Origin of the sequence: Brevibacillus sp. RS1.1 (assembly GCF_013284365.1) — a bacterium.
In the GTDB taxonomy this organism is placed as follows: domain Bacteria; phylum Bacillota; class Bacilli; order Brevibacillales; family Brevibacillaceae; genus Brevibacillus; species Brevibacillus brevis_D.
Map to the genome: position 1 here is coordinate 419305 of NZ_JABSVA010000004.1, position 19860 is coordinate 439164.

12 protein-coding genes are annotated in these 19860 nt (G+C 48.8%); 7 read left to right on the plus strand and 5 right to left on the minus strand.

The window, feature by feature from the left end:
• Position 1: 1 nt before the first annotated feature.
• The 5 genes from HP570_RS16245 to HP570_RS16265 are packed head-to-tail and all read right to left on the minus strand — an operon-like array spanning position 2 to position 9505.
• Positions 2-637 carry a beta-mannanase gene (locus HP570_RS16245; protein WP_173626381.1) on the minus strand — a complete coding sequence of 212 codons (636 nt, stop codon included), beginning with the start codon at positions 635-637 and terminating at the stop codon, positions 2-4.
• 17 nt (positions 638-654) lie between these two features.
• Positions 655-1929, minus strand: a complete 1275-nt coding sequence (locus tag HP570_RS16250; protein ID WP_173626382.1) for a vWA domain-containing protein — start codon at positions 1927-1929, stop codon at positions 655-657.
• Positions 1926-4274: a hypothetical protein gene (locus HP570_RS16255; protein ID WP_173626383.1), complete on the minus strand. Its 2349-nt coding sequence runs from the start codon at positions 4272-4274 to the stop codon at positions 1926-1928. The genes HP570_RS16250 and HP570_RS16255 overlap by 4 nt, the downstream gene beginning before the upstream one ends.
• A 34-nt stretch (positions 4275-4308) precedes the next feature.
• The gene (locus HP570_RS16260) at positions 4309-7698 is read right to left on the minus strand and encodes a tubulin-like doman-containing protein (protein WP_173626384.1); all 3390 of its coding nucleotides are present in this window, start codon (positions 7696-7698) and stop codon (positions 4309-4311) included.
• Positions 7699-7711: 13 nt separating this feature from the next.
• Positions 7712-9505: a vWA domain-containing protein gene (locus HP570_RS16265; RefSeq protein ID WP_015893878.1), complete on the minus strand. Its 1794-nt coding sequence runs from the start codon at positions 9503-9505 to the stop codon at positions 7712-7714.
• Positions 9506-9692: 187 nt separating this feature from the next.
• Between HP570_RS16265 and HP570_RS16270 the strand changes: the two genes are divergently transcribed.
• From HP570_RS16270 to HP570_RS16300, 7 genes are all read left to right on the plus strand, one after another.
• Positions 9693-9842 carry a hypothetical protein gene (locus HP570_RS16270; RefSeq protein WP_007724683.1) on the plus strand — a complete coding sequence of 50 codons (150 nt, stop codon included), beginning with the start codon at positions 9693-9695 and terminating at the stop codon, positions 9840-9842.
• The gene (locus HP570_RS16275; protein WP_173626385.1) at positions 9839-10774 is read left to right on the plus strand and encodes a hypothetical protein; all 936 of its coding nucleotides are present in this window, start codon (positions 9839-9841) and stop codon (positions 10772-10774) included. The genes HP570_RS16270 and HP570_RS16275 overlap by 4 nt, the downstream gene beginning before the upstream one ends.
• Before the next feature lie 14 nt (positions 10775-10788).
• Positions 10789-12552 carry an SH3 domain-containing protein gene (locus HP570_RS16280; protein ID WP_173626386.1) on the plus strand — a complete coding sequence of 588 codons (1764 nt, stop codon included), beginning with the start codon at positions 10789-10791 and terminating at the stop codon, positions 12550-12552.
• 151 nt (positions 12553-12703) lie between these two features.
• Positions 12704-13336 (plus strand): LysE family translocator, encoded by a 633-nt coding sequence (locus HP570_RS16285; RefSeq protein ID WP_015893881.1) that lies wholly within the window; start codon positions 12704-12706, stop codon positions 13334-13336.
• Positions 13337-13346: 10 nt separating this feature from the next.
• Positions 13347-13979 (plus strand): YHYH domain-containing protein, encoded by a 633-nt coding sequence (locus HP570_RS16290; protein ID WP_173626387.1) that lies wholly within the window; start codon positions 13347-13349, stop codon positions 13977-13979.
• Between the two features lie 258 nt (positions 13980-14237).
• Positions 14238-14855, plus strand: coding sequence for a class D sortase (locus HP570_RS16295; protein ID WP_173626388.1), 618 nt, complete (start codon positions 14238-14240; stop codon positions 14853-14855).
• A gap of 54 nt (positions 14856-14909) precedes the next feature.
• Positions 14910-19817, plus strand: a complete 4908-nt coding sequence (locus HP570_RS16300; RefSeq protein ID WP_173626389.1) for a collagen binding domain-containing protein — start codon at positions 14910-14912, stop codon at positions 19815-19817.
• Positions 19818-19860: the final 43 nt, after the last annotated feature.

Consider the following 19860-nt stretch of genomic DNA (forward strand, 5'->3'; position numbering starts at 1 on the left):
CCTATTCAGGAATCAGTTCGTACATTTCTCCGTATTTTTTCCCGTCCGTAAAAAACAGGCGGACGACGTCTTTTTTCCTGACCTCGATCTCCGGCATCAGATTGACACCGGGCTCAAGATCACGAATGAAATTGTATCGGGTACCGTCATCCTTGTGGGCGGGAGGAGAGCCTTCTTTTTTTACGTAGCAGAGTACGTCCCGCGCGATCGGAATCTCTGAAAAAATGCGAATCTGCAACGATTGATATTTGCTGAACCAGCTTCCGCCCCGTTTGAACGAGTAGTAGATTTTGGCCTTTCCTGTGCTGACGTGGATCACATGGGCATCCCCGTCTGGCATGAGCAGTAGTGGCTTGCCATTTTCCAATCGGCAAGGAAAGATGCGGTATGTGTACCTGCCGATGCCGTCTGTTTTTTCCCGTAGCCCTTTGTGGACTTTGTATTCCTCTCGGGTATACAGCTTGAACTGACGATCATCCAGCTCGCTTATGTCAAAAGGGGCGCCAAACTGCGACTTGTGTACGTACACGCACGGAATATCCTGCGCCCAATGCCAATTGAGCACGTATTCGCTCCCTTGATGCTGGCAGGTGACGTCCTTGATGAAGATTTCTGTTGTTTCCTCCCGATTAATCATGATTCATCATGCTCCCTTTACTCAAACCGCTTGCTGCTTTGGTTCCCGCCGTCCAACGCGCGAGGGTTTTGTCTGTTGTTCAGTCTGCGCTTTGCAAAAGACGATCCGCCACTCGTAGAAGCTGGCACAAAGAGAGTGAACAATGTCAGGATGACGGCGAGCAAGGAGCACGCCAGCAAACGTACCACCATATCGAGCAAGTCGATCGACGACAGACCCATTTCCAAAACGAGTCCAGCTAACAGTCCTGATACCGCCCCGCCAATCGTGAAGCTTTTGGCCAGATGGCGATTGTCAAAAATCAGACCCAGCCCCAAGCCGAGCAAAGCACCGAGGATTAGAACACTGACTACACGGGTAATGGCGTAAAACACGCTATCTTCTGTCGCTCCAGTCCGCTCGGAAACAATATTGCGGTCTGTTCGGCTCATATCGTAAATCTGACCAAAGATTCCTGTCATTTGGTCAGCGTGTTCAACATTGAAGTAGCTACCGCCAGTCTCAGCAGCAATCTTTTGAAGCAGCGCCGTTCCGTCTGCATCAATTTGGCTCATGCCTACCGTATGGACAATCACTTGGTTTTGCTTGTAGGGCGCAAGGGCGGCAGGGACATCCAGATCACTATAGCCGTCTGACATCAGCACGACCGTACTGTTCGCCATTTGATTGGCTTGCAGCTGGTCCAGCCCCGCTTGCAGTGCCAAGTCGATCCGGGTGCCTCCATCCGTGCGCGGAAATTGGAGTAGCTTCTTCACAACCTCATCCTTCACAGACTGGCTACTTAGCTCGGTGAGGGGTTGCAGCACATTCGTTTGATCGTGAAACGTGACCACTGCTATTTTCATATCACTATCCATGCGCTGCACCATGTCCGCTGCTGCTTTGAACAATTGGTTATCCGGGTCAGACGACTGCATGCTGCCTGACGTATCCAGAACCATGACAATATTGTTGGCACCACTGGCCGGTTGAAACGATGACCCGTACAGCAGCTGAAGCAAGAGCGCCGCTACGCCCACCATCAAAAATGTGCTGGGCACGAGCATTTTCCAGGAAAAGCCCAGATAGCGCTGCTTCCAGCCGACTCCATTCAGTCGTGGCGAGATCATTTCCGCAATGAGGCACATCAATCCTACGAAAAAAGCATATTGACCAAAATAAAGTCCCATTAACAACCATTGCGGTATTTCTCCGGACAGCTTACCGAGCATGACTTCCCCGACCAAAAATCCGATCACGCCACCTACCAGACTACACACCAGCATGAGTAAGCTTACTCTTCTCTGACTCATGACGACTCATCTCCTCCCACGCGGCGAAAGACAAACCCGCTATCCTCATAGGAAGCATGGTATTTCTTGTTATTGCGGTAAAACATCAACTCTTCCATGCCGAATCCACCCATCAGGTTCATTTTTTCTATCCCGCTTTTTTGTTCCTCGTGGATGCAGCCCAGCTTGTAGGTTCGTGTGTTCTCATCCTTGTGCAGGGCATACTGGACGAAGTCGTTGTGAATATCGGCAAACAAGTACTTCTCCTCATAGCGATGCTTTTGCAAGAAATGGAACACTTCGATGTGAACCGCTGCCCGCTCCTCCAGCACCAATGCCAGATCGAGGAATAAATCCTCCTTCGTCAGCACGGTTCGGTTATCATAAGCAGCCCCGACGTTGGCACGAGCCAGCAGCTCCGCCTCAAAAGATAAAGCAAATGGCGCACGAGTGAGAATCTCGTTCCGGCAAAACTGACACAGCCTCTCCACGAGTCCGGCGAGTCGATTCCCGCTGAGCAGAGCGCCGCTGCCAATATACCGTTGTTCCATGTAAAAATCACTGCCGCGTGAAGCTTCCAATGACCGGATCGTTTCATGGACAACCGATTCGTAATATTCGTCCACGTTTTTGCCCAAGTAATCAGTTGCTTCTCGAACGCTCGTCTGGGCGATTTCCCGGAGTTGCTTATGCAAAGCTTCCAACTGCTCGACTTGCTCACCTAACTGCCGGTGAATCTGCTCTGCCTGTTTCTCATAGCTCACAAGGATGGAGAGCATCATCTCCCAATCCAGCAACTCCAGCTTTTTGCCATAAACAGCGTCCAGCAAATGGCGAATGAAGGTCCGCACACGCTCCTTATCCCGTGTGAAAAACCCTCCTACGCGAATGTCCTGCCGATCCACCCGCTCTTGGTAGAGATCGACCAGCTCGGCTTTCATCTGTTCAATTTGTCGAGATGTCTCGCGAATGCCTGTGCGCAGCTCATCCAGCAGGTTTGCTCCATTGGCGTGTTCGGCTGTGAGATAGTAAGCCGCATACAGCCCAAGCCGTTCATCCTCGATGACTGCTTTCTGAATCAAATCAGCCAAGGACTCCTGAGACAGCATGTGCTCCAGACGTTTACGCGCCCCAGAAACGACATTCGCCTCAAAAAAGGCTTGGCTGCTGCCGTCAAACAAAGCCAGCTCTGCTTCGCGCATATTCATATTGCAAAGCTCGCTGTAGCTGATGCCAGAGGTCATGAGCCCCGTCATTTCATCCAAGATGTGATCCTCAGGAAGAATGCCAGCCAATTTTCGCTGCAAATCATTCGCAGTCAATCCGAGCTTCTCTCTCGCTTTTGTTTTCGGCAAAACCTCGCCGTCCTGGAGTCGCTCCCAATAGCGGTCAAATACTGCGGACAGCACCGTCAGTGCAATAGCATGAGTCGGTCGCTTTACTTTGGATAGGCCAGCAGACGCGAACTTGGTCTGCCCGTGTTCAACCGAGATGCTGCGCATAAATTGCAGCTTGTTATAACCGTCATTGCTTTCATGGAACTCCGGCTCTACCTTTTTGTTGTTCAAGAGCACCAGCTTGCTGATCAGCTCGTAATTTTCCTGCATGCCGCCTTCGATAAACAAGCCATGCTCTGTCTTGTCACTCAATAGGTACGCCAGCGAAAACAACGGCGCGTTCACATGCTCCACAGGTAGCTTCACGAGATCCTCTGTTACCAAAAGATTCGCTCGATAGCTGTAGTCGCTCCGCTGATAACGATTGACCTCTTCCAAAAAGCTGATCGAGAGCGCTGTCGAGAACCCGAATGCTTCCCCGTTGTTCTTTTCCTGTAACAGGACGTACAGGTCGACGGATACGTTTTTAAACAGCTCATTGAGGTAGCTCTTGAGTAGCAGTGTCAGCTCTGGCAAAAGGATCGTGGCAGGGTCATCCGCCCTTGCCACGACGGCAATATTGACTTGCTGAAAAGCAGTGAACAACTTGCCCATTTCGGCTACACGTACGCTTGCCAGCTTCATTACCTTGTTCAGTTCCATGGTGACAGCTTCATCGAGTAAAAAACGCTCGTGGATCGAGGTACGCATCTTTTTCTTGTCGTCATCTGCCTGTGGCAAGCGGCAGCCAATTACTTGCGGATGCTCCCACGTTTTGTCCTGATACGCATGGACATAAAGAACACCGTGACCATTTTGCCAACTGCGTTCGTTGTGGGCACGAACAGCTTGCAGTGCCTCTACGCTCTTATCCCCGAGAAAAAGGAAGAGCACGGGGTTTTGAATGCTTCGCTGTCCGTTTCCGCTATCCAGTTGTCTTTCCAATTCCGTAACGTATTGGGTCGCGAACTCTCCTATCAAATCCCTCATGCTTCCTCCTCGGTTATCAAACGATCCTCATTGTTTATTGCAGCGTCTTGCGCATATCGTTTACTTTTGACCAAACCTTTTTGTAGAACTGGAACAGCTCTTCACCGTTTACGTATTCGTCGCGATCGTATTCCAGATCGTTTTTCGCTTCTTGGAAAGCAGTTGCGATTTCTTCGAGTTTTGCCAGCAGCTGCTGCGTATCCTCTGCGGAAGTCATCGCGTCACTGCGCTTTGCAGCCTTGCGCTGGATGGTTGCCATGCTCTTGTGATCCAATGCGCGGAATTTTTCATAGATAGCGAATTCGAAGTGCTTGTTGACCTTCATCAGGTTGATGAATGGCTCCCACGCATCTTCTTCCTCATCCTTGTCGTAGACGTACAGCGCACCGCGCTTGCAGATGGTGCCTGTGTAAAGGGCTTCGATGAATCGGGTCACCAGCTCTTCTTCGTCCTTGATAGCACCTACGATCTGCTCCAGCTCCTGGATTTTGGCCTCTATTTCTTCGTATTTGCGCACTTCTTGTTCGATCAGACGAATCTGCTCCGGATAGCGAATCAGGTTTTCTTTTGCCATCTCTTCATTGATACTGCCGAACACGTCACGCGTAAATTCTTGCTCCAGACCCTCTTTCATGAAGCCTTTGAGCTCAACCAATGCACGCTTGATCTCGCCAGGGCTCAGCTTGGTCGCGTCTCCTTGCGCTTGGTGCTTAGCCAGGAAGGTGGCAAGCGAGAACGGTTTCGTCACGATGGATTCATAACGGTTGCTGGTCTGGCTGTCGCTGCCTTTTTCACGGATGACCCCGTAGCGCACCGCACGGTCAAACAGTTCGCGTACTTTGGCGTTGTACGCTTTGATCCGCCCGTTTTGGTACGTATCTCCCCACGATTTTTCCGGAATAGGGGATGGGAGGTACGCCCAGTTGTTCTTTTCAGTTTGAACGAGGTGGCGTCCGATACCCTCTCTGTCCAGAATTGTACGTTCGTAGCTTTCCTCGTAGACCTTCAACGGTGTGTAAGCGAACAGTGGAACACCGTTTTTCGTATTCAGCCAGAAGATGCGGTTTTTGACTTCGCTTTCTTTGACGGTGAAGCGCGATCCACTAATCGCTGTATTTTGATAGTTTTTAATCCCCTTCAAGATCGATGGTGCTTTCAGTGGCACGGATACAAAGCCCCAGGAAGGGAAATGCATATTGCCGAGATTGTTGCTCAGATGGAAGACCGGAATCGCCTCTTCATCCAGCTTGCTCGCAATCTTGCGCTCTACGATGCGATCGAGTGTCTCGTCCTGGCCGTATTTGATCACGAGGAATTCTTCCATCGACTTGGTGATCACCTCACCGAACTTCTCAGAGAGGAATTCGGAAATCGAGCTGACGATATCCAGCTCCTGCTCTTTGACCCACTGATCGGAGTGTCGCAGCAGCTCGCTGGTGAAATCGCGGATCATGTCATCTGCATCTTTTTGCTCCAGGATGTTGCTGACGACCTTGGAGATATCCGGCACACTGACAATGTTCCAGTAGTACGTTTTGTTGCCAGTGCGGTCGCTCTCTTCTCCACCGTTGATCAGGATGTCGCCGTTTTGCTCGAAAATTTGATTGAGTGCGTTCAAAATCTCAGTAAATACGCTATAAATGCGGTTGTTTTCTGCATTCAACAAACGGTGCAGCTCTTCGTAGAATTCGATCATTTGTTCCAGCTTTTCCTGATCAGCCAGGAGCTGGTATTCGTTGATCTTCGCTTCGATATAGCTGTTTTTCTTCTTCTCCTTGGAGATGAAAGCACTGCGGGCATCACCCAGTTTTTCGTTCGCATTTTCGCGCGCACCCTCGATCTCAGGCGGGAAGCTTTCCAAATTCGCCTTGAGGCTCTCGATGTAGGAAAGGATCATTTTCATCAGGCAGTAGCCTTTGTCCGAATGAATCAAACGGGACGCATAGAATGGTCCTTGCTGCGGGTGCAGGAATACACGCGTGATCATTTCGCCAAAAACAGAGATCATGTCGCCTGGCATCTGCTTTTTGGACTTGATGTACGCTTCGCGCGCTTTGGCGAGATAGCCTTGCTCCAGCTCGTGGTCGATGCTCACGACTTGTTGGGTAATAACGTTGCTGTAGTTCAAACGCTCGCTGTTTTCATAGCCTGGCAACGGTTCAGGAACGCGCTCCTCGAACTTGCGGGAAATCGAGTCGATGTCGATTCCGAGCTTGCGGGCGAATTTCTCTGTATCTTCTTGCGTTGGTGCTACCGTGAACATTTTTTCCATCTTTTTAAACAAGCGATATGCTAGGTACGTTGTCATCTCTTCGATCGGCAAGACAGCAGAGGAAGCACCGATGACGTTGTACTGGTAGTTGGCTGCGTACGCTTTTGGCATCTGGTTGATGTTCGTACGGATGTTGCTGATATAGTCGTGGATCGCAAACTCTTCACCCGAGCGCTTTTCTTCGCTCGCCATGAAGTTCGTAATGTTCTCCGCGGTCACGTTCATGCAGTAATCGTAGGCGTTTTCCAATGCTTTGCCTTCCAGATTGGTCGCAGAAATCAAATGGCACAGGTTGAATGGCGGCATCGGCGATTGTACGGTGAGCACGTTGCCGTATTGCTGGCGGAAACGCTCGTTTCGCTCGTCCGCATTCATCCAGTAGTCCAGCTCTTTTAAAGCCGCATAACCATTTTTCATGATGTAGTCACGTGTGTGCGAGCTGAGACTCTTGTTCGACAGGTTGACGTCAGGCGTGAACAGGTAGCCTAGCGTATTCACCTTGTCTACTCCCGCACTTCCGAAGTCGCGCTCCAAAATGCCGCGAACGATATAGGCGATGTCGAGGAAGCAACCGCTCCCCGTTCCCCCGGACAAACCACTCAAGAGGAATACAGTCAGCTTTTTGTTCGTGCCCTCACACAGCATCTTGACCTTTTTCTCAATGGTTTGGACGACTTGCGTAATTTTCGTAAAGAGGAGAAGTCGCCCTGCCTGGCGTACACCGGATGCGCCGCTGATTCCGTCCGTAATTGTCAGCTCTGGTGAGAGCCAGTCCGTGATGTACGGCTCTAGAATGCTGCGATTCTGCAACACACCGCCGATCTCAGGATTGGACAGGAGTACGAACTCCGTCACTGGGTCGAGTCCGATGCCTTTGTACTTTTTGTTGCGGTCATGCTCATTCGTTTCAAACGCGATGAATTCAATATTGTCCGGCTTTTCCTTGCGCTTCTTGGAAAGCTGGTCTACCGGCAGCTTGAAGCGTCTGTTCACTTGGTATTTCAGGCGCAAAAGCGCATCAATTCCTGTACCGCCTAGACCGATGACGAGCATCGGGTTATCAATGGTATCTACACGAATCTTGTCACTGACGATTCCCCCGCCGAGGGATACGTCCAATTGTTGAATGTGTTCTCTCACAACTGCTTTCATATTCGACTCACTCCTAGACGATGTAATCTACATATAAGGACTTGTTCACATTCGTTAACGAAATTTTGATGCGATCGTTTTTCTTCAGCTCTTTGCCTTTGCTTGCATCGAGGACACGTCCTGCCTTTTCGATCCGGCAGCTCGAACGGTTTTCGATGATCAGCGTATCGTTTTTCCCTGGTAAAAAGATGACCTTCTCTGTCTCCGCAAACTCAGGGGCGAGCTGCATGAGCTGGTGCAGCTTCACTTTTCCTTTGAACGCGTTCAGTTTCTTGTACTGCGGATTGGACTTTTCGCCTGTATCCTCATCCACGATCTCGATGGCGATTTGGCCCGCGAAGCCCTTATTCGCCTTGCGATAGATCGACAGTGCGTACAATCCAGCACCGATCAACAGGAGGAGAACCAAGATACCTCCTACTACGGTCAGCCATGGAAATGGTTTCGATTCTGCCGCAGGATCAGTGGTTGTGCTCGGCTTGCTCGTTCCAGAGCCTGCCGTTTTCGCAGCATCTACAAGGAGCGGCTTTGTCTCCCGGTAAAAGCTGGTGTCTTCTGCCTTGACTTTTATTTCGTAGGTATGGTCTGCCGGGATTGTGAAGCTGCCTTCGAACCCGCTGCCCGTATTGTTCAGGATGACCTCGTTTGTCTTATTGTCCGTCTTGTCATTGACGATCAGTGTCGCCTTCATTTGCTTGTACAGATCAGGACTCGCTACCTTCTGTCCGTTTGAAACAAGTGCAGCCTTGATCGGTACGACATCGCCAGCCTTGTAGCTCTTCGCTGTGACTGGCTCCATCTCCAATTGCAGATCGTAGTTGAAGATGAGGTTAATATCGATTTTTTCCTTCGGGACACCTTTTACCTGTAGCTTCCAATCACCCTGCTGTGGCTTGACCAGCTTGATCATCGTGTACGCATTGGACTTCGACAGTCTGACCTGGTTGGAAGGGATTTTTACTTCCTTGCCTGCTGGGTCATACAGCTTCACTTCTACTGCTTTTTGCGACATGATCGAGATGTTGGCTTCCATGACGCTGCCATTCGGGATGGGGATCGGAATCTCCTGAGCTTGGCCGTTTGCGACGAAGCTTTTAACCGGGACAACCTTCAGCTTCAGGTGATTCGCAAAGATTTCACTCAAGATTTGCGGGAGCTTGTCCGCTGTGCTCGTTTCAAAAAATTTACCATTTGTCTCCGCAGCAATCTGCTGTAGTGTCGTGCGGTTAAGCTGACCGTCTGCGTTCAAGCCAATCGTGTAGACCGGATAGCCTTTGTCTTTGGCCTCTTTCACTGCTTGCTGCAGCTCTTGATCAGACTTTGCCTGGGTACGGCTTGATGCCTTGTTCAAAAAATTGTTTCCGTCTGCCAGCAGCACGATGATCGGCGCATTGTTTGGATTGCGTCCCGCATCAAGGATTTTTACTGCTTCCGTTACCCCGACAGCGATATCGGTGTAGGCTCCTTTTTGCAAGCTGTCGATGAAGGCTTTGATATCGTTCTTGTCTTCTTCGGAATTAATCTCAAGCAGTGCTTTTTCCCGCTCGATCTTGTCGGTATAGGCGACAACACCAACCTTGTTCGCTTGGATCGACGTCATGTCGACGAACATTTTCATTGCTTCGTTGCTGACTTTGTTCTTATCGCTCTGGGTCATGGAGTTGCTGACGTCCACGACCAGGACAGCGTCCATATTGTTTCCGCTCGTTTGGGCAAAACCTGGGTGAGTAACAGAGAGGACACTGACCAAGAGCAGGGCAAGACATGCTACGTATCGATATAACATTCGGAATCGTATTATTTGCATAAGAGCTCCTTTTCTTGTTCGTTACAAAGAATTTGTGAAGTGTTGCAAAGAAAGTAAGACTATGACACTATTTCAAGAAGTAGAAGACAGATGATAAAAAAGTACTAGAATGATTGCCCCTTACTCGTAATACGATACGACATGATTCTTTGTTACAGATTTCGACAACTTCGTTAGGAGAAATTTTATGTTAACTTACTTTCTTTTGTTTGCGGCTTTTTTGCTGCTAGCGGTCCGATTCCTCAAGCTGCTACGACTGAAACGGCGCAATCTCTCCAACGCCGAAATCGATCAGCATCTTCATGCCTTACTGAATGAGAAGAGGGATTCACCATGAGAAAACGAATCGGCGTCCACTTTCGCAAAACCCGTAAAACCACTCATACTTATGAAAGAATCCAAGCGTGCACGCGATGCCATACGTACCATGTCCTGTGGGAAACGCATTGCGAGAGTTGCGGGAGAGCCTACACACCGATCCGCCAGGTATCCCATACGGTGACACGCCGCTATGTGCAGACGCGCTTTTTGCTCTTGGGCTTGTTCGTCTGTCTAGCTCTCCTTTCTGCGGATACCCTTTTGCAATTGGCTCTCGCAGGTGGTATTGGCTGTGTGTTGTTCGTCTTGTTTTTCGTGATACAGAAAAAATACGGCATCTATGAAAGAGACGTACAATTCCAACACTTTTTAACACGGGAAATAGAGACGCTCAAGAAATCACTCCTCCGTCATTTGGAGGAAGTGGGCAACGACGTCAAAGAAGGACATCTCAAGGAAGCTTATGAAAAAACGAGAGAGATCGGGCATTTCGTCGATTCCGATACGATCAAGATACGCAAAATCATGTTCCTCAATCATTACGTCCTGCGCAAAGACATGGAGCTAGAGCTCGAAACGCTCATCCCGTCTATGTACGACAAGGACTTCATGGAATATGTGCGCGAGGTCATCAAGGTCCAGCCTTCACTCGTCAAAAAATCCGTGCTTACTTATGTTAGACGTTATAAAAATCAAATATTGTTGCTGGAAAATGGGGATCAGCTCATCGGTCAAGTGGCAGGTGCGGCGCTCCGCATGAAGTCTTATGTGGACGAGTATCAGGATCTGATTATCGAATTCATCGATTTTTTGCCTCGCGAGCGCCTTCTGCGATTGGCAAAAATGGTACAAACCCATAGGGATGAAGGCTGGGAACAACTATATCATTCTACCAAAAACAGGGTGGATACGCATTACGCGTTTGACCCGGATTTCAAAGGCTTACTGTGAAGGAGGAGCCTTTTATGTTGCCTATCTCTCCCTATCATAGGTCCCTGTGGGTCCGTAATATTTTTCGCGGACTCTTTGCCTTGGGTTTGATCGCTGTTCTGTTCAAGCTCGGATTCGGGTACAAGCAGATTACGTTGTATAAACAAGCAAAGGCGTTTTATGAACAAAAGAACCTGCTGCAAGCCGAGGAAACCTTTTCTCGTGCGCAGGATATGGCCGTCCTGTCCTACGGGGATGACGAATGGAACTCTATCATGTTCCAACTTACTTCGATCCGCACTGAGCTGGAGGGGCTTCAACAGCAATCCCGGGCGGCCATTTTGGAAAAGAAGGTCGCAGAAATCGGTGCGGTCTATGATCAATATCAAGCTGTCAAAAAGAATTACCAGAATCAAAAGGACGTACCAGCAATGTTTTTCCAGCAATTGTCCGCACGCTTGGGTATGGATAAGAGCTTTTCCGATTATTACTTGAATGCCTTGCAAACAGCGAAGGCTCAGGCACAATCGAATCTCGAAAAGGAAACCTACCAGGACGAATCTTTCATCGAAACACTCCTTGCCGTTCCAGATGAATACTACGGCGGTAAAAAGAAGAAGCAGGCTGAGCTCACGGCCTTGTTCCAAAACTATGAAAAGACGAAGCTGCGGAAATTGATCGCTTCTGCTCCTTTTGAAGAAGTCATCACCAAAACGGCTACAAGCATACGCCATTACGAAAAGCTGGGTATCGAGACAGATTGGTTAGTGGGTCAGTTGGAAAAGTATGCGCTAGCTGAAATCAAGGAAGTCATTCGTTCAAAGGATTTGAGTGCCTTCGTTGACATGGCAGCCGCCTATCGCAAAATCGAGGATGTGCTTTCCAGTGATTCACCTGTCCTCGATTCGATCACCCGCTATCTGGAAGGCAAGCTCAAGCAGGCAGAACAATACATCAAGTCGTTTGAGTTCACCAAAGCGCGTGAATTATACGAACAGTTGAATCCGCTCCAGGATACGGCTACACTCCTGTCCGATCTGAATAAACTCTGGTTGGAATACGATCCAGCACGTTTATTGCAATTGAGATATCCAGACAGAACGTTCACCGACATACTCTCCGGCACAGATCGCTGGGGAGCAAAGCTTTACGCATTCGGACTCTCTGAGGCAGATCATCGTCTTTACTTCGCAGCGAAAATGCCGAATGACTCGGTCCTCTATCTGGATCAGTCACTGGATGTCGACTTAAAAACGGCAAAGGCTAAGATCGACGATAAGCTCGGAAGTAAAGAAAAGCCTATGATTATCGTAAGTGCTTCCGGCAAGGAGCGTGCTAACGCCTACACGGCACTCTCTCCAAATTTGACAAAAGAGTCACTCGAGAAGCGCTTTTCGGTCGAGGCAGATGAACTCAGCGTAGAAGACTCCGAGCATGTGATCCTAAAAAATGCGGTGGGGAAAGGGGAAAACGAAATCGCTTTGTTCAAGCTCGAGGGCAATGGCTTGGCTTACATCGAAAAGCTGGCTGATTTGGAGCAGAGCTCCGAAGAAACGACCGAGGGAACTGGGTCAGGAGAAGCGCCTTCCCCTGCTGACAGCTCGACAGAAGCGACGGATCAACCTTCCCCTGCCACTCAAAAAACCGATGTTTTTGCAGGTCCCGGTGAAGAATATGAGAAGATCGGTCAGGTAGCAGCAGATGGTTCCTTCCAAGTCATCGCAGATCTGAATGGCTGGTACCAGATTGTGTTTGATGGAAAAGAAGGCTGGATACGCGCTACCGAATCAACGCCGTAATCAGTCCGCTTGAATAAGGGGCTCCTCTCGCGATCATGGCACACACCCTTGATCTGCGTCAGGAGCTTTTCCTCATTTTTCGCATTGCGCCAGGTGTCTGATTATTCTATAATTTATTGTTGTTTTATAGACAGATGAGGAGTGAGAAGAGATGTTTGGAATCGTTCATTATGAAGCATTTCTGATGACCGCAATCATGTTGAACCTGATACCCGGCTCAGACACAATGTACATCATCACCCGCAGCATTTCGCAAGGAAAACAGGCAGGTATTCTTTCGGTTCTCGGCATTTTGACAGGCTCACTCATTCACACGCTCTTGGCTGCTTTCGGCTTGTCGCTCCTTTTGGCGCAATCCATCGTGCTTTTTAACATCGTCAAAATATTGGGGGTCGCCTATCTCGTTTATTTGGGCATTCGCATGCTCATGACGAAGGAATCACCAGCTTTTGACGCAGCCGATTCCAAGAAGCTAAAGGGTGAAAAGGTCTATCTGCAAGCGATCCTGACGAGTGTCACGAATCCAAAGGTCGCCCTATTTTTTATCGCCTTCCTCCCGCAATTTGTTAGCGCGACGGAAGCCGGACCACTCCCTTTCCTTATTCTCGGCCTCACTTTTACCGTTACGGGTGGCATCTGGTGTAGTCTCCTCGCCCTGTTTGCTTCCTTCGCTACGCAAAAATTGCGTAATAATCAGAAGTTCTCTGTCATTCTCAACAAGCTGACGGGGATTGTTTTTATCGGGATGGGGTTGAATCTGTTGCGGGCGAAAGCGAATCCTTAGGAGGTTGTCTATGAAAAAGATTTTTTCTGTACTTGCACTCATTCTTTGCTTTGCTTTTTTCCCTGTTCAAATAATTGAGGCGCATCCAGGCAGAACAGATGCAAATGGTGGACACACCTGTAGAACAAACTGTGAAAAATGGGGATTACAATATGGGGAATATCACTATCACAACGGTGGCGGTGGTTCTTCCAACAGCCAAGTAAAAAAATCGGCCCCTCCAAAACCAGTGGCCCCCCGTACACAACCAAACATACTCCCTTCGAAAACAATTGTAGCTGTAGACAATGCTACCGTTTATTCTGCTCCATCCCTTGACTCTGTCATTGCTGCAACCCTTTGGTATGGCTTTGAAATCAAAGCATCCGGTACACAGTCGGAATTTATTGCCATGGATCAAGGCTACATTTCCAAAACAGTGGTCACTTCGTATACACCGACTACTCCTAAGACTGTCAAAATTCAAGGAGAGAAAGGCTACTTCTTCTCGACCCCTTCCACAGAAAGTCCAGGCAGGGGCTACGCTATCAAAGATGCACTTGTTCAAGTAGTCGGTGAACGTGGAGATTGGTATTACGGCTCCACCGTTGATGCAAATGGGAAGGCTTTAGTTGGATTTGTTTCGAAAAGCGTCGCCTATTAACCATAGAATAAAGACCAAAAAAGCCAGAAAAGAGATTCTTTCTCCTCTGGCTTTTTTCATGTTCAGAAATTGTATAGTTCGAAAGATTATGATACCTCTAGGCATTTTTTCACAATTGGAACAGCGGGTGAATCTGTTGTTCTCGACTAGCAAGACTTGTACAACGAAGGATGCCCTTGCCGAACATAGTTAACGAAAAATTGGGACAAGGGGGGAAAGATGAATTGAGTTAACGGTGCGAAAAGGGAGTTGAAGAATGTGCGAGTGCTGTTAAGTGCCGGGTTTATCCTGGCAGGCTTATTCCTCCTTTTCTATCCTCAATGGGAAACGGCGGTATCTGCACAAAAGCAGGAACAGCTCATCGAAGCGTTCGAACAACTGAGCAACGTCAGCGAGCAAATAGAAACAGCTACATCTGTGGACCCACCAGCTCCTCAGATACAAGGGCCGCTCGCTATGTTGGAAGGTGCCAGAGGCGTGATTCGGATTCCCAAAATTGATCTGGAAATGATGATTTTTGAAGGCGCGGACAAGCATGCCTTGAGTAAAGGTGTTGGCCTGATCGAGCCAGACAAGGAATTCGGCGTGAACAATGTTGGACTGGCAGGTCATCGCGGGATTACTCACGGTAAGCAATTCAATCGCTTGGACGAACTAGCACCTAACGATGAGATTGAGATCAAGACGAAAACGGCAACCTACCAATTCGTTGTCGTGAAAGCCTTTATCGTAGATCGTACACAAGTAGAAGTTCTAGAGGATCAAAAGAAGCCATTGATCACCTTAGTCACATGCACCCCTGTTGGAGCAAAGGATCCAAAGGACAGACTGATCGTTCAAGCTGAATGGAAACAAACGACTTCATCTCAGCCCTAACACGTCCTACTGAAAGACGGAATGAGCTAGTTTTATTTAGTACAGGAGGAGCATATGCAAAGGAAATCTTGGATCGTTGTGGTGGCACTTTTGCTCATCATCCAAAACTTTTTCGGTTTCACGACAACCACGTATGCCCAAACACAAGGTGAGGTTGTCGTAGAGAATAGTGGGGAGCCGGGAACGGGCAACCCTACTGATCCGGGCACTGGAACTCCTACCGATCCGGGAACGGGCAACCCTACTGATCCGGGCACTGGAACTCCTACCGATCCAGGAACGGGCAACCCTACCGATCCGGGCACTGGAACTCCTACCGATCCGGGAACGGGCAACCCTACTGATCCGGGCACAGGTAACCCTACTGATCCGGGCACAGGTAACCCTACCGATCCGGGCACAGGGACTCCTACCGATCCGGGCACAGGGACTCCTACCGATCCGGGTACAGGAACTCCTACCGATCCAGGTACAGGGACCCCTACCGATCCGGGTACAGGAACCCCTACCGATCCAGGTACAGGAACTCCTACCGATCCGGGTACAGGAACCCCTACCGATCCAGGTACAGGAACTCCGACTACGCCACCTGTTGAACCACCAGTTCCTCTACCAGAGGTTCCGGTACCAGTTCCAGACCCTGAAGACAACATCATCAAAGACAACATCATCACCAGCGTAGTCATGAAGGACAAAGACGGAAACAACATTGAAGACATCCGCCCCGATCAGGGCTCGCGTGTTCAAGTTGATTTCACCTGGAAAATCCCTGCCGGACATCCTTACTTAGAAGGTGCCACCTTTACCTTCCCCCTCCCAGATAAGTTTCGAACCGATCGCGTTTTGACCGGAGATCTGAACGGAGGCTACGGTACCTATGAAGTGACAACCGATGGCACCGTCACCTTCACTTTCAGTGATGCCATCAATGATGGCGCTGAGATCAATGACGGAACATTCTTTGTGTGGCGGGAATTCGATGAGAAAAAGTTTGAGGGCGGCACGAGACAGGAAATCGATTTCAAATTCGATGGCATCGCCCCGATTTCTGTCCATTTCAAAGGCAAAAACAACAATGAAATCGAGAAGAACGGAAAAGCAAACAAGGGAATGAATCCTAGCTATCTCGACTGGACCGTCGATTTTAACTTAGGTGAAAATCCGATTAAAGGCGCTGTCTTTACGGATGAGCTTCCAAGCGGTCTGGATATCGACATGAGCTCGATTAAGGTCTTTCCATTAGACGTTCAGTTGAATGGCTCTGTTAAACCAAAGGCTGAGGTAACTACCTTCACTCCTGAGAAATTGACAGAAGGAAATGGGTTCAAAATGAACTTTGGCGACATCGACGGTGTTTATCGCGTCACGTACAAGACCAACGTCAACGGTACGACAGATACAACCTACACGAATAAAGCCACTGTCACAGGAACGAACCTTCCAAAGGATTTAATCGATTCCGCAAATGTCTCTGTCCGATTTAGCCAGCCTCTGAACAAAAAAGCGATTGACTATGATTACACCAAACAGACGATCACCTGGGCTATTCAGTACAACTACAATGAAAAACTGATCAAGCAAGGTGATGCATGGCTCGAGGATCGCTTTGATACCAGTCATCAAGAGCTCGTGAATTATTCTTTTACCGTTCATAAAATGACCATCGACGACAACGGAAACGGAACAAAAGACGGGGCTGCCATCACAGGGTACAACGTAACCGAGTCGGCTACCGGCTTCCGCTTGGAGTTTGATCATGACGTATCGGCTGCTTACGAAATCACCTACAAAACCAAAGCTAAAAATCGGGTCCACCAAGACAGCTACCTCGTGAAAAATGAAGTAGAGATCTACGACGGAACCAAAAAAGATGCATCCAAAGAGATCACGCAAGCAATCTTCTGGAAAAACGCCAAAAAAGAAAAAGTTGATTACCTGAATAAAACGATCGAATGGACGCTGAGTCTAAACGAGGACAATCAGGTGATGGATGAAGTCGTCATTACTGACAGTTATGCGGGTCAAGGGCTGACTCTTCTTCCTGACAAAGTAAAAATCAACGATTGGACAAAGGATTTGGAAGAAGGTCCTGACAAAGACTACACCATCTCTCCGAATCCAAAGTTCGAGGATGGATTCAAGATCACCTTCCACAAACCAGTCACAAACGCCCTTGTGATTACGTACCTGACGAAGTTCGATCCTACTTCCAAGGACCGTCCATCCGCGTACAAAAACAAGGCTGAACTGAACTGGAAGGAAAACGGGAAACCACAAGACCCTATCACGAAATCCGCTACTGTTAAACCAGACAGCTACACCAGCAATAACGGCAACAAAACAGGTAAATACGACGCCCGCACAAAAGAAATCACGTGGACAATCGATGTGAACTATAACCTTCACAAGATTAACAACGCGATCATTCGGGATTTTTATACCGGAGAACAAACTTTTGTGAAGGACTCGTTACGCGTGCATAAGTTGCTGCTTACAGGTGGAGCAGACGGTGTGAAAGTGGTCGAAGGACCAGTTGTTCCTATCAAATTCGACTCATTAACCAACGGTTTTGAGCTGCATCTTGGCGAGATCGACTCGGCCTATCGCATCACGTACACAACCAGTTTGGCTGATCTGCCTGTCGGAGAAGTGTACGAAAACAATGCCACTATGCATGATAGTGACATAACTGGCACTCCACTCTATAAAGGCAAGACGACCGTCAGACCGACATACGGTGGGCAGTACGTCCTCAAAACAGGCGCACAAGGTACAGGAGCAGATTCAGAGTATGCAACATGGACAGTAAAAATCAATCCGAGCCAGTCATACATTTCGGCAGGTGCTGCATTGACCGATACGCTGTCTGGCAATCAAATTCTGATGAAAGACTCCTTCAAGCTCTTTACGACAACTGTCTCTGAATCCGGTGCCCTGACTATCGGAAAAGAAGTGACCTCTGAGAACTACACATTAGAAGTAGTCGGCAACACCTTTAAACTGACTTTTAAAAACGACCTGCACACTGCCTACATCCTGGAGTACCGCTCCTTTATCAATGCTGATCATGGAGAGGTAATCAAAAACGAAGCCTCTTTTGCAGGGAAAACAGTTGTAGGTAAAGGTAAAGACGGGCAAGAAGGTGTCAAAGTCAGCTTGTCCGGTGCTGGTGGCGGAGCCGGCACGCCTGGTAAAGGCGACTTGAAAATCATTAAAACAGACGCAGATACGAAAAAAGCATTGGCAGGCGCCACGTTTGGTCTGTACGACAAGGCAGGGAAAACCTTGCTGGAAACAGTCGTGACCGATGAAAATGGCATTGCTACCTTCAAAGGCTACAAATTTAAAGCGTACAAGTTAAAAGAATTATCCGCTCCTGTTGGCTACGTCATCGCAGACGAGTACAGAAACGGAAAAGACATTACGTTAAAAGCTCCTGCAGGTGCTGACCCTGCTATTCCAGTTACGATCGAAATAACCATCGACAACAAGCTGCTCCGTCAAGGATTTGAGTTAACCAAAGTTGACGCGGAGAATGCTGGAAAAGCACTGGAAGGCGCTGTCTTCAATCTGCAGGTTGAAAAGGGCGGAGCATTCGAAACGATCGCGGAGCTGACAACCGTCTCTGACGGAAAAATCTCCAAAGGCGATCTGGCAGAAGGAAACTATCAGCTAGTCGAAACGAAAGCTCCGAAGGGATACAAGCTGGATGCGACTCCGATTTCATTCAAAATCGCCTCCAACCAGACAGAAATTGTAACCCTTGCGAAAAAGAACGCCAAAAATATCGGGTCCGTTCAATTGTTGAAAGTGGACCACTACACCAAAGAGCCACTTCCTGGCGTAACCTTTGAGCTTCAAGATGCTGACGGGAAAGTACTGCAAAGTGGACTCACAACGGATAAGAACGGTATCCTTCTCCTCGAAAACCTGAAAGCAGGATTCTACCAGCTCGTGGAAACAAAAGCCCTTGCTGATTATGAGCTTGCTGAACCACTGAAATTCGAAGTGACAGAGGAAGGCATTGCCTCTCTTACGTTGACCAACAGATTGAACCCAGGGTCTGTGAAACTGACCAAGGTAAGAACGGGATACCCAAATCATAAGCTCAAAGGAGCTGAATTTACGCTCCGAGATGAAAATGGTCAGGTAGCCAAAGATATGAATGGTCAGGAGCTTACCAAGCTGACAACAGATGGCAACGGAGAGCTGATTGTCGAAGGACTGAATCCGGGAAAATATGAGTTTATCGAGACGAAAGCACCTGCTGGTTATGTAAAAAGCAGCAAGCCAATCGAATTCGAGATTAAAAGAAACCAAGTAGCTGGCGACCATGTGTTGGTCACTGTCGAAAATGACGCGACCTCCGGTGGTGGAGGCGGCGGCGGTGGTGGCGGTGGAGGCGGAACTCCTGAGCCAAAACCTGAACCGGAGCCCGAAAAGCCAGAGCCGAAGCCAGAGCCTGAACCAGAACCAAAACCAGAGCCCGAACCGGAAAAACCAGAGAAGCCAGAGAAGCCAGAGAAGCCGGATAGACCAGACAAACCGGATAAACCAGACAAACCAGGTAAACCTGGCAAACCGGATCAACCTGGCAAACCAGACCAACCTGGTAACCCAGACCAACCTGGAAACCCAGACCAACCTGGTAACCCAGACCAGCCTGGTAACCCAGACCAATCCGAAAACCCAGACCAACCTGGTAACTCGGATCAACCTGGCACTCCTGATGCAAACAACAACACTTCAGGAGAGTTGAATCAAACAGGAAATACGACCAAACCGAACGATTCGGGAGCTGCTAATAACGCCAACGTCCTGGAAACCAGCAACGAATCTCCATCAACAGGTAAAGTATTGCCTCAAACTGGCGAGCAAGCGAACCCACTCCCTATCGTTGCAGGTATCGTTTCGATCTTGATCGGTATTTCGATCATGTATCGCAGAAATAAGAAGGCATAGTTCATCTAAAGAAAGGACCGAGTCCAGGGATCTTCCCGGCTTG